The 14,568-nt window shown below is 74.5% G+C and carries 12 protein-coding genes; 2 read left to right on the forward strand and 10 right to left on the reverse strand.

Annotated elements, in window-relative coordinates; translation table 11 throughout:
* Positions 1 to 3: 3 nt before the first annotated feature.
* From AB0K15_RS21050 to AB0K15_RS21065, 4 genes are all read right to left on the reverse strand, one after another.
* Positions 4 to 2,886 (reverse strand): AAA family ATPase, encoded by a 2,883-nt coding sequence (locus AB0K15_RS21050; protein ID WP_364052716.1) that lies wholly within the window; start codon positions 2,884 to 2,886, stop codon positions 4 to 6.
* A 74-nt stretch (positions 2,887 to 2,960) separates the two neighbouring features.
* Positions 2,961 to 3,116 carry a hypothetical protein gene (locus AB0K15_RS21055; RefSeq protein ID WP_364052719.1) on the reverse strand — a complete coding sequence of 52 codons (156 nt, stop codon included), beginning with the start codon at positions 3,114 to 3,116 and terminating at the stop codon, positions 2,961 to 2,963.
* 60 nt (positions 3,117 to 3,176) lie between these two features.
* Entirely contained in the window at positions 3,177 to 3,341 is a 165-nt protein-coding gene (locus tag AB0K15_RS21060) for a hypothetical protein (RefSeq protein ID WP_364052722.1), read from the reverse strand.
* Positions 3,323 to 6,118: a type 2 lanthipeptide synthetase LanM family protein gene (locus AB0K15_RS21065; RefSeq protein ID WP_364052725.1), complete on the reverse strand. Its 2,796-nt coding sequence runs from the start codon at positions 6,116 to 6,118 to the stop codon at positions 3,323 to 3,325. The genes AB0K15_RS21060 and AB0K15_RS21065 overlap by 19 nt, the downstream gene beginning before the upstream one ends.
* 239 nt (positions 6,119 to 6,357) lie before the next feature.
* On the opposite strand from AB0K15_RS21065, the gene AB0K15_RS21070 reads away from it, so the two are divergent.
* Positions 6,358 to 8,073 (forward strand): BTAD domain-containing putative transcriptional regulator, encoded by a 1,716-nt coding sequence (locus AB0K15_RS21070; protein WP_364052728.1) that lies wholly within the window; start codon positions 6,358 to 6,360, stop codon positions 8,071 to 8,073.
* Between the two features lie 31 nt (positions 8,074 to 8,104).
* Here the strand turns inward: AB0K15_RS21070 and AB0K15_RS21075 are convergent, their stop codons facing one another.
* The 6 genes from AB0K15_RS21075 to AB0K15_RS21100 are packed head-to-tail and all read right to left on the reverse strand — an operon-like array spanning position 8,105 to position 14,107.
* Entirely contained in the window at positions 8,105 to 8,605 is a 501-nt protein-coding gene (locus AB0K15_RS21075; RefSeq protein WP_364052731.1) for a GAF domain-containing protein, read from the reverse strand.
* 9 nt (positions 8,606 to 8,614) lie between these two features.
* On the reverse strand, positions 8,615 to 9,415 hold the full coding sequence (locus AB0K15_RS21080) for a S8 family serine peptidase (protein WP_364052734.1): 801 nt from the start codon (positions 9,413 to 9,415) through the stop codon (positions 8,615 to 8,617).
* Positions 9,412 to 12,237, reverse strand: coding sequence for an adenylate/guanylate cyclase domain-containing protein (locus AB0K15_RS21085; RefSeq protein ID WP_364052737.1), 2,826 nt, complete (start codon positions 12,235 to 12,237; stop codon positions 9,412 to 9,414). The genes AB0K15_RS21080 and AB0K15_RS21085 overlap by 4 nt, the downstream gene beginning before the upstream one ends.
* 16 nt (positions 12,238 to 12,253) lie before the next feature.
* Positions 12,254 to 12,454, reverse strand: coding sequence for an aroma-sacti cluster domain-containing protein (locus AB0K15_RS21090; RefSeq protein WP_364052740.1), 201 nt, complete (start codon positions 12,452 to 12,454; stop codon positions 12,254 to 12,256).
* The gene (locus AB0K15_RS21095; RefSeq protein ID WP_364052743.1) at positions 12,441 to 13,109 is read right to left on the reverse strand and encodes an iron-containing redox enzyme family protein; all 669 of its coding nucleotides are present in this window, start codon (positions 13,107 to 13,109) and stop codon (positions 12,441 to 12,443) included. Before AB0K15_RS21095 ends, AB0K15_RS21090 begins: the two co-directional genes overlap by 14 nt.
* A complete protein-coding gene (locus tag AB0K15_RS21100; RefSeq protein ID WP_364052746.1) occupies positions 13,106 to 14,107 on the reverse strand; it encodes a radical SAM protein in 1,002 nt (333 codons plus the stop codon). The genes AB0K15_RS21095 and AB0K15_RS21100 overlap by 4 nt, the downstream gene beginning before the upstream one ends.
* 258 nt (positions 14,108 to 14,365) lie before the next feature.
* On the opposite strand from AB0K15_RS21100, the gene AB0K15_RS21105 reads away from it, so the two are divergent.
* On the forward strand, positions 14,366 to 14,530 hold the full coding sequence (locus AB0K15_RS21105; protein ID WP_364052749.1) for a hypothetical protein: 165 nt from the start codon (positions 14,366 to 14,368) through the stop codon (positions 14,528 to 14,530).
* Positions 14,531 to 14,568 lie beyond the last annotated feature (38 nt).

A 14,568-nucleotide genomic window follows, 5' to 3' on the forward strand; every position in this document is an offset into this window, starting at 1 on the left:
GCGTCACCGCTCCGGCAGCGCCGACGCGTACTCCGTCAGCTCGGCGCGCCCGGTGTGGCCGAGCTTGGTCATCAGGCTCGCCACGTGCTTCTCCACCGTGCGGGGCGAGATGTGCAGGCGCCGCGCCACGTCCTTGTTGCTCATGCGGCCCGCGAGCAGCTGCAGCACCTCGTACTCCCGCACCGTGACACCGCTGGAGCGCAACGACTGCGGCACCCGCTCCAGCCCGGTGCGCCGTTGCTGCACGTGCGCGCCCGTCCGGCGCAGGAGGCCGCGGCACGCGCTGGCGACGGCGGGGATCTCGGCGGAGTGGAAGTACTCCTCGGCGTCCTTGAGCCACGTCACGGGATCGCCCCAGCCGTCGGCGGCCGCGGTCTCCGCGACGAGCCGCAGGCCGAGGTGCCGGGCCATCGGGTAGGGCGCGGCGGCCTCCAGCGCGTCGGCGACGGCGTCGTTCGCTTGCGCGGCAAGGCCTTTCCGGCCGAGCGTGACGGCGTCGGCGAGCCCGATGAACTGCCGGTTCCAGCGCATCCGCCGCGCCGCGTGGGTGCCGTCGGCGGTACCGGGGACGCCGGCGAGCGCGTCGAGCAGCAGCCGCAGCCCGTGGCGCCCGGAGAGGTGGAAGCGGCTGGGCTTCTCCTCCTCCATCGCGTCGACCTGGGCCAGCTCGCGCCGCGCCCGGTCGGGGTTCTCCTCCAGCAGCGAGCAGAACGTGCGCGCCAGGCCGAGGCACAGCACCATCTCCTGCGCGTGCTGCCCGCCCGCGGCGAGGAACTCGTCCAGCGCGAGCTCCATGCCCGCGCGGTCGGCGCGGTGCGCGGCGGCCATCGCGCGGGTCATCAGCAGGTACTGCGAAAGCGCGGTGAGCTTCAGCCGGGTGAGCACGGGCATGTTCCGGTCGGTGAGCTCGGCCGCCACGGCGAACTCGCCGCGCATGATCGCGTGCATCGTGCGGACGGAGTCCACCGTGCAGCTCAGCGTGATTGCACCGGTGCGGCGGGCCTCCGCGTGCGCGAGGTCGAGGAAGCTCTCGTCGCCCTCGGCGAGCACGCGGTGCCCGCCGATGCGCGCCAGCACCTGCGTGTGCAGGTGGTGCAGGTGGTTCTCCTCGGCGATGCGCCGCGCGTGGTGCAGATACTCCTCCGACTCGTCGAGGTCGCGCTCCAGCACCACCACGCCGAGCGCCTGCAACGCCTGGCACGCCACGAAAGGAGACTCGGCGACCTGCCAGGCCTGGCGGGCCAGCCGCTCCGCGCGGCGCGTGTGGTCCGGACCCGGCACGTCGAGCCAGAGCGTCGCCTCGACGGCGTCGATCGCGGCCTGCTGCTCCTCCGGCCTCGGCGCGCCGAGCAGGGACCGTGCCTGGCCGATCTGGCTCAGGCAGTCGTCGTGGCGGCCGGCCACGTACGCGACCCACGCGAGCTGTGTGTGCACTTTCGCCGCGCGTTCCAGGAAACCGGTCTCCGTGAACTCCGCCGCCAGCTCCACGGCGCGGTCGAACTGGCCGGTCTGCCCGAGTGCGTGGAGCAGGGTCCCCAGTACCTCGGCGCGGTCGGCGGGATCGGCCGTCGCGAGGAGCTGGTGCGCCTGGGTGAGCATGGCGACGGCGGAATCGGCCGCCCCCGCGTCGAGCGCGCGTTGCCCGGCTTCGAAGAAGAGCCGCCCGGCCGCCGGTTCGTCGAGGGCCGTCAGCCGCAGCGACGCGACGAGCGCGCACAGGTCGCCGGGCAGTTTCGGGTGCCGTGCTTCGACGGCGTCGGCGGCGCGTGCGGCGAGGTCGGCCTTCGTCGACGGGACCAGGCGCGCCAGTAGCGCCTCCGCCGTCAGCGGGTGGCGGAAGGCGTACCAGCCGGGCGTGGTCTCGTCGGTCGTCACGAGCTGCGCGGTGACGGCGGCGCTGAGGTGGCTGTGCAGCGTGTGGTCGTCCATCCCGGTCACCTGCTGCACGATCGCCAGCGGGAACCGGCCGCCGAGGATCGCCGCGACCGACAGCAGTGTCTCGGCCTCCGCGCCGAGCTGCCCGACGCGGCCGGCGATGGTGGTGACGAGCGCGGCGGGCACGCGCGAGCCCGGCTCGCCGATCACCTGCCAGCCGTCGTGGCCGTCGACGAGCAGGCCATCGCCGACCATGCCGTGCAGCAGCTCCTCGAGGACGAACGGGTTGCCGTCGCTGGTGTGCCACAGCAGGTCGATCGCCTGTCCGGGCAGCCGGTCCGGCTCGGTCTCCAGACAGGCCGCGGCGAGCTCGCGGGTGTGGCCGCGGCCGAGCCGGCGCAGCGGGAGCACGGTCGCGCTGGCCCGCCGGTCGGCCGCGTGGGCCAGCCGCAGGGCGTCGCCGGGCTCGTCGCGCTGGGTCGCGACGAGCAGCGCCCCGGCGCCCGCGAGGTTGTCGACGAGGTATTCGAGGATGAACAACGTCTCGGCGTCGGCGTCGTGGAGGTCTTCGAGCACCACCACGCAGCCCGACTCCCGCGCGGTGACGGCCAGCAGCCGCAGCACGGCCTCGGCCAGCACGACGAGCGAACCGCCCTGGTGCGGCCGGTCGCGGCTGCCCCAGTCGGGCACGAGCTGGGCGAGCACGGGCAGGTACGCGTCGAGCTCCGGCAGCTCCGGCGGACGCCCGCCGCGGAAGTGCGACAGCAGCGCTTCCGCCAGTGGCCGGAACGGCACCATCGGGCCGATCGAGCTGGCCCGCCCGCGCAGCACCGGCAGTCCGGCGGCCAGCGCCCGGCCGGCGGCCTCGGCCGCCAGCCGGGACTTGCCGATCCCGCCTTCACCGACGAGGAAAACCGCGCCACCCCGGCCCGAGCGCAGCTCGTCGGACGCTCGCTGCAGCACGGAGAGTTCGTCGTCACGGCCGACGACGCGCGGCGAACGGAGGCCCACGGATCCGATGCTAGCCGGTGATTTTCCGATCGACGAGGGTCATTCGACGGTGGTGCACCAACCGGAGCAGCTTTTCAGAAGATGATCAAGGACACGACGGTGCCGATCGGGTCCGCGTCCGTCGCCCGCGGCTTGTCGCCGGCGAGAGCGTGGTTGCGCGAACCCACGCGAGAGGGCTCCGGCAGGGTGACGGCGCCGACGGGGTTGTCCGAAGCCGGCTCGTTTCGCATGGATTCTCCTCCTGTGGGGCGTGCTTTCAGGGGATGGTCGACTGGTCCGGACCACGCCGGTCAGACGCCGATGACGAACGACACCACGGTGGGCGACCAGTCGTCGAACGCGTCGGCCGCCCGGGGCTTGTCGCCCGCGAGGGCGTGGTTGCGGGACCCGACGCGAGAGGGCTGCGGCAGGCTGACGGCGCCGATGGGGTTGTCCTCTACCGACTCGTTGTGCACGGGGTTTCCTCCTCGGTGTTTCGTTCACTGCGGTGGACAAGGGGCTGCAGGAGCAGCGCCGACGGGACCTGCTCGGCGAAACCCAGTCGCAGCAGGCCGTACCCGATGCCGGCGAGCCCGGTCAGCAGTCCGGGCGAGGGCACGGCGCCGGGGGTGCCGCAGAGCGCGCCTCGCTGCCCGATGGCGGCGAGCACGGCGCCGGTGCGTTTCGCGACGGCTTCGCGCGCGCCCGGATGGCCGCCTTCGGCCAGCGTCACCAGGACGTCGACGACCCCGAACTCGCCGTGGCACAAGGACATGTCGCGCAACGGCGCACGTTCGGCCAGGCGGGTGACGCAGGAGTCGAGCCCGCCGAGCCGCTCCAGAGCGACGGGGTCGTGCGCGTGCGCGAGGGTGAGGCCGGCCAGGCCCGAGCACCAGCCGTGGTCTTCGGTCGGCTCGGGTGGGAAGTCCGTTTTTTCCTTGAGGGCCCAGTGGATCCCGGCGCTGCCGAAGGCGAACCCGGGCGGCTCGCCCTCCGGGGCGGGGCGGGCGGCGAGGTCCGCGTAGTCGTCGGCCAATCGGGTCGCGGCGGCCAGTCCGGTGAGGGTCGCGACCGAGCGCAGTGCGGTGATCCCGCCCGCGAGCCCGGTGGTGAAACGGCGGGGCAGCGCGGGATCCGGCGCGGGCATCGCGGCCACGGCCTGCTCGACGAGGTCGTGAGCGGGCTCGTCCAGCAGCGTTGCCAAGCGGGCCAGCGCGTACGCGACGCCGCCGAGGCCGAGCAGCCCGCCGCACCCCGCCGCCGCGGCCAGCTCGGGATCGGCGGTGAACCGGGCGAGGAGCGCGGGGATCGGGCGCAGCGCCCGCACGGCCAGGTCGTGGTAGCGGTCGACGTCGGTGAGCCGTGCGAGCTGCGCGAGGAACAGCGCGACGCCCGGGTAGCCCTCGCCGAGGCCCGCGCCCATGGGCAGCACGGTCCAGTAGCGCTCCTCGACCAGCTCCAGCCCGAGCCAGTTGGCGCGGCCGTCGCGGGAGAACGCTCGGGCGAGGATCTGGTCGGCGATCCCGGACGCGGCGGCGAGCACCTGGGCGGCCGTCGGCGCGATCACCGGCACGGCGTCGGCGAGCTCGTCGCAGCGGTGCGTGACCGGGCCCGGGCGGGTGGCGAGCGCGGCGGAGATCAGCCACGCCTGGTCCCGCTGGTCGACGCTGGTCATCGCGGCGATCTTCTCCGTCACCACCCGCAGAGGCGGCGCCGGGAGCAGGTCCGGGAACCGCCGTCCGGCCGAGTCCCACAGGTCCGCGGCGCCGGGGCGGCCGGTGAACAGCGGCACGTCACCCGCCCACAGGTCGGCCAGCTCGCTCGGCACCAGCGTGCCGCGCACGGGGTCGGCGCTGTCGGCCGCCAGCAGGCCGAACGCGGCGTCGCGGTCGTCGGCCGCGCGCAGCAGGTCCGGGTGCGTGGTCTCGTCGAGGACCCGGGCGTAGAAGTTCGTCGGCCGGATCAGCACGCGGATCTCGTCGCCGGCACACCGGGCGAGCAGGCCGGTCAGCTCGTCGCGGTGTGCGGCGATCGTGTCGTACCCGAGGCGGAACCCGGCCAGCAGTGCGGCGCTGTGCTCGGCGGGCTCGATGGCACGCCCACCCAGCCGCGGCCGGTTCACACCACCGGGCAGCTCGGCGGGCACACGGGTGAGCCGCATGCGGTCGGTGCCGGGGTCGAGCCAGCCGACGCGGTCGGCGGGCAGCCGGCCGCCGCTGCCGCCGCTGAGCCCGGAGATGTCGACGGCGCCGTGCTCGCCGAGGAACATCTGCGGCAGCAGGGAAGTCCGGTGCACCGAGCCCGCCAGCGCCTCGGCGGCCGGGTCGGGGCCTTCGCCGCCGCGGTGCGGGGACGGATGGAAGAGCGTCTCGAGGTCGATCAGCACGGGCTGGTCGCCGGCGGCGATCACGTTCTCGAAGTGCACGTCGGTGCCGTCGAGGGCGTGCAGCAGCGCGAGCAGGATGCCCTGGCGGCGGTGGAAGCGGTCGACCTCGGTGAGGTCGGCGCACGGCCGGTGGCCGACGAACGTCAGCCACCCGTAGCCGTCGCGGACCACGGCGTCGACGGTCCGCAGTTCCAGCCCGGGCAGGTGTGTCCCGAGCCAGGCGACGACCTCGCCGAAGTGCGCGTGCAGGGCGAGGGAGCGGGGTTTGTAGACGAGCCGGGTGCCGTCGGCGAACTCCAGGACCTTCACGGAGCGGCCGCGGCGGTGCGCGTCGCCGAACCCGCCGTGCACCGCGACCAGGTCGCCGACGCCCAGTGCGGCGCGGTCGGCGTCGAGCCGGTCGAGCAGTTCCCGGTGCGCGTCGGCGGAGTCGAGGCAGGCCTGGCCGAGCAGCCGGGCGAGCACGGGGTAGGTGGTGAGCAGGCCCGTCAGTCCTCCGCGGGTGCCGGTCTGGCGGACGAAGTCGGTGAAGCGCGTTTCCGGTGTTTCGCCGTCGAGGCGGCCGGCCGCACGGGCGTGGTGCAGCTCCAGCACGAGCGTGCGGATGCCGAGGTTGAGCAGCCGGCCACCCAGCTCGGCGGCGAAGTCCGCACCGCCGCCGGCTCGGCGCCGGGCTTCCCGCGTGAACGGGTCGAACACCGACGTCAGCGCGCCCCGCCAGTCCGCCGGGAGGAGCCGTTCGCGGGTGCCGTCCTCGACGACCCCTTCGACGAACCGCGCCCACGCGGGCACGGCGTCGCCGGCCCGGCGCTCACCCGAGGTCAGCCCGGGTGACCACCAGCGGGGTGTGAAGGAAGGGATGCTCACGGCCCTGATCGTGCCAGCGCCCCGCCCCGGCGGACATGGGTAGGAATCCCCCAGATTCCGCGCGGGTGAGGTCCCGTGCCGCCGACGCGGCTGCCCCGGGCACCGCGCCGGCGACCCGGCTCGCGCGCCACCGCGAGGTGCTCCACGGGTCTCCGCTGGTATGGACCTTTCCGCCCGCGGGGAGAATGTGGGGGCACGCGACCCATGTGCGCGGGCGTCCGGGCTGGTTGGTTCAGGGTATGACCGCTACCCCTGAAGTCGCCGTGTCCGTGCTGGACTGCCGGGTGTTCAGTGAGCTGAGCGTGGCCACTGGGGGTCGGCAGGCCGACCTCGGCGGGCCGAAGCAGCGGCTGCTGCTGGCCGTGCTGCTGAGCCGGGCGAACACGATCGTCGGGGTCGACGAGCTGACCGAGACCCTCTGGGACGGGGCGCCGCCGCGCAGCGCACGCAAGAACCTGCAGGTCTACGTCTCCAAGCTGCGCAAGGCGTTCGGCGACCGGCTCACTCACGTGGGACCGGGTTACCGGTTGCGCGTCGGGCCGGGGGAGTGCGACCTGCAGCGTTTCGACCACCTCGTGCGGTCCGGGCGCCGGCACGTGCTGGACGGCGATTTCGCCATCGGCGCCGAGCTGCTGGGCGAGGCGGTGATGGCGTGGCAGCGGCCGTTCGCCGAGTTCCCGCGGCTCGCCGACGAGGCGGACCGGCGTGAGGAGCGGTTCCTCGACGCGCTCGAGGAGTGGGCCGAGCTCGTCGCCGAGCGCGGCGGCCACCGGCTGGTGCTGGAGCGGCTCGCGCCGCACGTCCGCCCGCACGTGCTGCGGGAACGGCTCGGCGCCGCCTGGCTGCACGCCCTCGCCGCGGCCGGCCGGGGCAGCGAGGCGCTCGCGCACTACGACCTGGTCCGCCGCGCGCTGGCCGACGAGCTGGGCGTGGACCCGGGTCCCGCGCTCACCGCCGCGCACCGGGCGCTGCTGGCCGTCGCTCCGCGCACCGCGCTCGGCACGCAGCTGCCGCGCGACCTGCCCGACTTCGTCGGCCGCGGCGCCGAGGTGCGCCAGGTGGTCGACGAGTTCTCCGGCAGCCGCGGACACGACGTCGTGGTGGTCACCGGGCCGGTCGGCGCAGGCAAGTCCGCCTTCGCGGTCCACACCGCCCACCTGCTCGCGGACGCCTTCCCCGACGGCCGCTTCCTGCTCGACCTGCGCGCCCCGGACGGCACCGCGAAGCCCGCGGCGACCGTCCTCGCCGAGCTGCTGGAGCTGCTCGGGCTGGGGGCGGTGCCGTCCGCCCGACGGGCATTGGCCGTGTGGCGCACGTGGGTCGCGGACCGCCGGATGCTGGTGGTGCTGGACAACGCCGTCGGCGAGGACGTCGTGCGCGCGCTGCTGCCGGGTGGCGCGAGCGCCACGATCGTCACCAGCAGCCAGCGCCTGAGCGGGCTGGAGGGCGTGTGCCGCGTGGAGCTGCCGCCGTTCACCGCCGCGGAGAGCACCGAGCTGCTCGGCCGGATCATCGGCCACGGCCGGGTACTGGCCGATCCCGGTGCCGCGCGCGGGATCCTGCGTCACTGCGAGGGCTCACCGCTGGCCGTCCGGCTCACCGCCGCCCGCCTCGACGCCCTGCGCCACGTCCGCCTCGCCGACCACCTCGACCGCCTGGCCGCCACCCGCCGCCTGCCCGACGAGATGTCTGCGGGCGGCACCAGCCTGCGCAAGCACTACGAGGTCTTCCACCACGGGCTGACGCCCTTGCAGCGCGCCGCTTACCGCCGCGTCGCCGCCCTGCCGGGGCCGCATTCGCACGCGCGCGTGCTGGCCGCGCTGGGGGAGCTGGGTGAACCGGGCCTGGAGGCGTTGTTCGAGTGCCACCTGCTGACGACGCCCGACTGCGAGGTCACGGCCCACAGCGCCGACTACACGTTGTCGGCGCTGGCCGCGCAGGCCTGCCCGGAGTGAGGTGCCGGCGCGAACCGGCACCCCGCCTCGATCACCCCTGTGCGGCGAGGAAACTCCGGAACGCGTCCACCAGCACCGCGTCGTCGCGCACCGGGACCCCGCGCGTCACCCGCAGCGCGATCGCCGCCTGGTTCGCGAACAGCGACAGCAGGTCCAGATCACCGAGATCGGACCGGGACTGCACGCCGGGGTCGAGCACCTCCAGCACGCCCAGCACTTCCTGGCCCACCACGAGCGGCGCGGCCATCAGCGAATCCGGCACGTACTCCGTCGACTCCGCGAACGCGCGATCGAATGTCCGGTTCGCCGCGAGATCGTTGACGATCACCGCCTGCCCGGAGCCGAGCACCCAGCCGGCGATCCCGCGCCCGGCCGGCATCCGGGTGCCCACCAGGAACTCCTCACCCGCGCCGGCGCAGGCGTGGAACACCAGCTCGTCGCCGTCGAGGAGGAACACCGAGCTGGCCGCGGCACCGAAGATGGCGCGGGCGACCTCGACCACGGACTGCAGCAACTCGTCGGTTCCGTTCACCGCACAACCTCACTTCTCGGGATGGACGTTGGCCGCGGCCAGGTACAGCACGTGTTTGAGCTGGAACAGCGTCAGGCCGGGGTGTTTGCCCAGCACCGCCGCGCAGAGCCCGCTGATCCGGGGCGCCGCGAAGCTGTTGCCGGTGGTGCAGGTGGTGCCGCCGCCGGGCCACGCGACGGTGACGTCGCGGCCCTTCGCGTAGAACTCCACGGGCGGCTCGGGGTTGTAGAGGAAGAGCCCGGGGTCGTCCTCCTGGTGGCTGCCGACGGAAAGCACGGAGCAGAAGCGCCACGGGAAGCTCACGACCGGCGTGTTGTGCGCCGACGCGACGATCGCCGTGCGCCCGAAGTACGCCTCGTCCGCGATCTCGTGCAGCTCCTGCGCGAACTTCACGCGGGTGGTCGAGAGGCTCATGTTGATCACGTCGAAGCCCTGGGCCACCGCCCAGCGCAGGCCCGCGAGCATCGACGCGCCGGTGCCGGCGAAGTGCTCGCCCAGCACGCGCACGCTGTGCAGCTCCGCGTCCGGCGCGACCTCGCGCACGATCCCCGCGCACGCCGTGCCGTGGCCGCAGGCGTCGCCGGGCGCGGCGGGCCGCACCTCGCCGTCGACCACCTCGTGGTAGCTCGCGACGTCGCCGACCAGCGGATGCCCGCCCTCGACCCCACTGTCCACAATGCACACCCGCACCCCGGCGCCGGTCGAGCCGCCCCACGCCCACTCCGGCGTGACCGCGTGGGGCGCGACCGCGGCGATCGTGATGTCGTCGGGGTCCCGGTCCTTCAGGCCCCAGCTCAGTGTTCGGGTCATCGGTACTCCTCCGCCCAGGCCCGGCCGACGACGTGTCCCTTGCGCCGGAACCACTCCGCGGCCCGCTCGGCCGCTTCCCCGGCGGGCCGGCCGGCGACGCGCAGGGTGCGGGCGAGGTCCAGGTAGGCAGTGCCGAGCGTCACCGGGGAGTCCGTCCGCGCCGCCTCGGCGACGGCGTGGCGAGCCACTTCGACGTCGCCGGTGGCCCAGCCCAGCAGCCCGAGGTGGTCCGCGGCTTCGCCGGGCGGCAGGTCGCCGGCCGGACCGAGACCGGCCGGTTTCCCCTGGCACAACAGGACTCTGGCGAGCTCCCGGGTCGCGCTCGGCAGCATCCCGGTCGCGACGGCGGCCCGCAGCAGCGTCTCCGCGACGCCGAAGTTCCCGGCCAGCGCCTCGACCCCGGCGGTGAACAGCGGCGCGATGGCCGCGGCCTCCGCGTGCCCGAGCCGCCGCACGGCCTCGTCGGCGACGGCGAGCTGCTCGCGGGCCTCGGCGAACCGGCCGCGCAGCGCGTACAGGTTGGCCAGCGGATACGTGAGCGTGACCACCGCCGTCTCGTGGCGGTGCTTCGCGAGCAGTTCGTGGCACCGCCGGGTGGCCTCGTCGGCGGGCACGGGTCCGTGCCACAGCGACATCCCGACGGCGCCGAGCGCGAGCGCGGTCTCGGACGCTTCGTCGGCGTGCTCCAGTGCCGTGTCCAGCAGCGCGAGGGCAGCGGAGTGGCGGCCGTGCAGCTGCTCCTCCTGCGCCAGCCGGACGTGCGCGCGGGCGAGCCCGAGCCGGTCGCCGTGCGCGGTGAACACCGGCAGTGTCGCGCGCGCCACGTCGGCGGCGTCGCGGCCGGCCGCACTGTCCAAGGAGGACAGCTGCAGCTCGGCGTGCGCGACGGCGAGCGGATCGGCCGACGCCAGCACCGCCTGCAGCAGGCGCCGGCCCTCGTCGGCTTCACCGAGCGCCAGGCAGGTCTCACCGAGCCCCAGCGCCACCGACGTCCACCATGAATCGTCCACAGTGGAACACGACAGCGCCCTTCGGTACAGATCCTCGGCCCAGGACAGGTCCGCCCGGGCGGCCGCCGCCCGGCCCGCTTCGGCGAGTGCCCGGGCCGCGGCCGCACGCAGGGCTTCGCTGTGCTCGTCGCGCAGGCCCAGGTCGTGGCGGTGCCGGTAAGCCTGTTCGAGGTGGTGCGCCGACGCGCTGGTGGCCGCGAGCAGCTCGTGCCACTCGGCGCGCCGCAGCTTGCTGATGCCCTGGTAGGTGACCTCGTGCAGCAGCCCGCTCGCGAACCGGTGCCGCCCGGGCGGAGCGGGTTCGACGAGCCCGTCGAGCTCCGCGAACGACGCCTCGGTCACCAGCGTGCGCACCTGGCGCAGCCCGAACTGCCGGCCGACGACCGAAGCCGCCTCGAGCGTCGTGCGCTCCGGCCGCGCGAGCGTGTCCAGCCGCGCCGCGAGCACCGCCGTGATGCCCGCCGGGAGCCGGTCGGGGTCGGTGCCCCGGCCGAGGACCGCCAGCAGGTGCTCCAGGTGCAGCGGGTTGCCCTCGGCGCGGCCGACCGCTCGCTGCAGCAGTGTGGCGTCGTGCGCCTGCACCTCGGCGAACCCGGCGGCGAGCAAATGGCTGTCCTCGGTGGACAGCGGGGGCAGAGTCAGTTCCAGTGCGCCGGGCAGGTTCGTGTACGGCGGGCGGCCGGAACAGACGAACAGCACCCGCTCCTCGCGCAGCGCCGCGGCCAGGCGGGCGAGGCCGTCCGGCAGAGCGGGCGCGGCCCAGTGCAGATCGTCGATCAGCAGCAGCACGGGCCGGGTGCGCGCGAGGTGCGTCAGGGCCGCGGTGACCGCCGCGTAGGTGGCGTCCGGGGACGGGCTGGGCGTGCCGTCGGCGAGCAGCCCGGTGCGCAGGAGCGCGGGCGGCTCGGGCAGGAGCGGCCGCAACGCCCGGGCCAGCGGCATCAGGCTCGCTTCGTCGCGGTACGGGTCGCAGCGTGTGGCCCCCAGCGCCACGCCGGGCAGGCCGTCGAGCCAGTGCTTCAGCAGCCGGGTCTTGCCGATGCCGGCGTCACCGCGGACGGCGACCACCCGGCCGCGTCCTTCCTGGACGGTCAGCCAGGCGTCGGTGAGCCGGGCGAGCTCGGCGACGCGGCCGACGAACGCGCCGCGGTGCGTCCGCGTCGGGCCGGTCAACGCGAACAGCCGGTACGCGGCGACGGGCTCGGTCTTGCCCTTGAGGCTCAGCCGCCCCGCGAACTCCACCCGCGCGGCGGGCCCGAGCAGTTCGTACGTGGTCGGCCCGACCAGCACCTGCCCGGGGCCGGCGTGCTGCTGGAGCCGGGCCGCGACGTTCACCACCTCACCCGACACGAGGTTCTCGCCCCCGCCCCGGTCGGCCGACGCGACGACCTCGCCGGTGTTCAGCCCGATCCGGGCGGCCAGCCGGCAGCCGTACGCCGTCTCCAGCTCCTCGTTCAGTTCCTCCAGCGCCGCCAGCAGCTCCAGCGCCGCCGTGGCCGCGCGCAACGCGTCGTCCTCACGCACGACCGGCACGCCGAACACGGCCATCACGGCGTCTCCGATGAACTTCTCCACGGTCCCGCCGTGCGCGGTGATCCGCTCGCGCGTGCGCTCGAAGTACCGCATCATCACCGCGCGCAGCGACTCCGCTTCCAGCGCGCCGGACAGCTCGGTGGACCCGACGAGGTCGCAGAACAGGGCCGTCACGACCTTGCGCCGGTCGAGGGCGGCCGGTTCCGGGCGGCGGGTGCCGCAGGCCGGGCAGAACCGCGCGTCCTCGGGCAGCGCGGCGGCACACGCGGAGCAGGGCATGGCGGGCGCTCCTCTCTCAGAACAGGGCGGCGCCGGCGACCGAGGCGTGGGCCTGGACCTCCGGCTCCACTTCGTCGAGCCGGGCCTTGATGTCGAGCAGCAGCACCAGCTCGGCGGGCGAGAGCGCGGCGAGGACGGCGCGCTGCTCGTCGGTGAACGTCTCGATGCCGAAACCCGCGTCCGCGAGCCTGGCCAGGTTGGGGTCAAGCGCGGTCATGGCTGTCCTCCTGGGAGACGGCGGTGAACAGGTCGATCAGCGCGCCCGCGGCGTGCAGCGCGCTGGTGCGGACGGCGAGGCGCAGCGGCGGCGTGAGGTCGAGGCGGTCGAGCAGGGCGAAGATGGCCCCGCTGTGGCCGTCGTCGACGTCGGCGTGGTGGCGCACGGTGTGGAACGCGTCGTCGGGCAGCCCGGTCCACGCCGCGAGCAGCGTGCCCAGCTCCGGTGAGGGCGCGTTGCTCTCCAGCGCGGCGATGTACCCGAGCACGCACACCGGGTGGAAGTGGCTGATCCAGTAGTACTGCGGGCCCACCAGCGCGGCGACCTCGACGGGCGGGGGAGCGGCGAGCGCGGCCACCGGGTCGCCGCCCGCGACGGCGAGGTCCTCCAGCAGCCAGTCGTCGTGGTGCAGCTCCTCCTCGATGTGCGCCGGCAGGTACGCGCCGAGCCGCACCCGCACGGGGTCGTCGCCCCCGCAGTGCGCCAGCGCCAGCTCCATCAGCGGCACGGACGCGCGCACCACGGCGTGCATGAGCACCAGGTAGCGGCTGTAGCGCGCCCGCAGCCGGTCCGGGCGCCACAGCTCGCCGGCCGCGCGGCGCACGTCCGGCGCGACGGTGTCGAGCACCGCCCGCAGCTCGGCCCCGGCGTTCATCGCGCGGTTCCGACCAGGTGCGCGTAGCGCCGGCTGCCGTAGCGTTCGAGCAGGTCCACCGGACCGCCGGACGGCTGCAGCAGCGAGGCGATCCCGCCGCCGGTCAGCTCGGCGCGGGCGAGTGCGCTCGCGTCCAGCTTCAGGCAGGTGCCGCAGCCGCCCGCGCAGCCGGCGAGGTAACCCGGGCCCACGGTCCGGATCGACCGCAGTACCGGGCTTTCCAGCCGCTCGGTCACCTCGGCCCACGACGTCGTCGCCAGATCCCCGAGGCCGAGGTGCGCCGGGCGGGCGCGGCCGTCGACCACGTCCTGGTTGCAGCAGGCGGTGATCCGTCCGTCCACAGTGCACACCGGCCACGCGGCCATCGCGCACGGCGACACCTGCGCAGGTGGCCGACCGGCCGGCTTCGCCCAGTCCGCGGCGCGGCCGAGCGGGCGGACGGTGCCGACGAGCATCGGCACGTCTACCCCGAAGTGCGCGGTGACGTCGGCGATCACGTCCGCCAGGTAGGGGTCGTCGTCGCCGGTGCCCACCACGTGCAGGCTGGTCGCGACACCCGCGTCGAGGAGCTCGCGCAGCAGGCCGAACACCTCCGCACGGCCGACCTCCCGCTCGTGGAAGACGTCCAGGCTCAGCGACACGTGGTCCACCGCCGCGAACGCGCGGCGGATCGCGAGCGGGACCTCCTTGCCCCGCAGGAAGAACGCCCCGGTGAGCACCGCCGTCCGGGTGCCCGCCACCCGCGCCGCCTCAGCCGCTTCGGCGACCAGCTCGGCCCGGAGCAAGGGTTCCCCGCCGGTGAGCACGAGGACCTCGGGCCGGCGTTCGGGCGTGAACGTGCGGAGGAACCCGAGCAGCGCTTCGGGATCGAGGTGGCGGCCGCGTTGCGTCGAAGCGGTGGAGCAGTGCGCGCAGTGCAGCGGACAGCGCTCGGTCAGCGTGACCAGCGCGCCCGCCCCGGCCCGCGTCCGCAGCGCCATGAACTCGGCCAGCCGCATGCCACACCTCCCTTCGTCGGTTCGCCTCAGGGTGCGCCGCGGCGGCTGTCGTCCGGTTGCGGAACGGTATAACCGCAGCTCGGACCGGTCGACGACAGCGCGTTCGAGCTGCGGAAACCGTTGCGACGCAGCGTATCCAGGGGTGCGGAGCAGGGTTTTCACCGAATTTGTACCGGGTTTGTGGACGGCCTTCCTAGCGTTCTGGGCAGTGCCGGAGCCGCCGGCCCCGGCATCGAGCCCCACTGACAAGGAGGACCCATGTCCGAGCAGAACATCACCCCGGAGCCCGAAGAGACCGAGACCCCCGAGGTCGAGGCCCACTCCGCCGAGGTGCTCGGCCTGCAGAAGCTCGAGGACAACCTGGGCTTCAACCAGCCGTCGCAGGCCTTCAGCTGCAGCTCGTGCGCCGGCGCCAGCTGCTGACCCGGGCTTCCGCCCGCTGATTCCGGGCCGGGGACGCC

This window comes from Amycolatopsis sp. NPDC049253 (assembly GCF_040678995.1).
GTDB lineage: Bacteria > Actinomycetota > Actinomycetes > Mycobacteriales > Pseudonocardiaceae > Amycolatopsis.

What these genes read in the sequence shown, in the direction of transcription:
- AB0K15_RS21100 (WP_364052746.1), bottom strand. Translation starts at nt 14,107, where the DNA reads ATGCGGCTGGCCGAGTTCATGGCGCTGCGGACGCGGGCCGGGGCGGGC.
- AB0K15_RS21080 (WP_364052734.1), bottom strand. Translation starts at nt 9,415, where the DNA reads ATGACCCGAACACTGAGCTGGGGCCTGAAGGACCGGGACCCCGACGAC.
- AB0K15_RS21095 (WP_364052743.1), bottom strand. Translation starts at nt 13,109, where the DNA reads ATGAACGCCGGGGCCGAGCTGCGGGCGGTGCTCGACACCGTCGCGCCG.
- AB0K15_RS21090 (WP_364052740.1), bottom strand. Translation starts at nt 12,454, where the DNA reads ATGACCGCGCTTGACCCCAACCTGGCCAGGCTCGCGGACGCGGGTTTC.
- AB0K15_RS21055 (WP_364052719.1), bottom strand. Translation starts at nt 3,116, where the DNA reads ATGCGAAACGAGCCGGCTTCGGACAACCCCGTCGGCGCCGTCACCCTG.
- AB0K15_RS21070 (WP_364052728.1), top strand. Translation starts at nt 6,358, where the DNA reads ATGACCGCTACCCCTGAAGTCGCCGTGTCCGTGCTGGACTGCCGGGTG.
- AB0K15_RS21105 (WP_364052749.1), top strand. Translation starts at nt 14,366, where the DNA reads ATGTCCGAGCAGAACATCACCCCGGAGCCCGAAGAGACCGAGACCCCC.
- AB0K15_RS21085 (WP_364052737.1), bottom strand. Translation starts at nt 12,237, where the DNA reads ATGCCCTGCTCCGCGTGTGCCGCCGCGCTGCCCGAGGACGCGCGGTTC.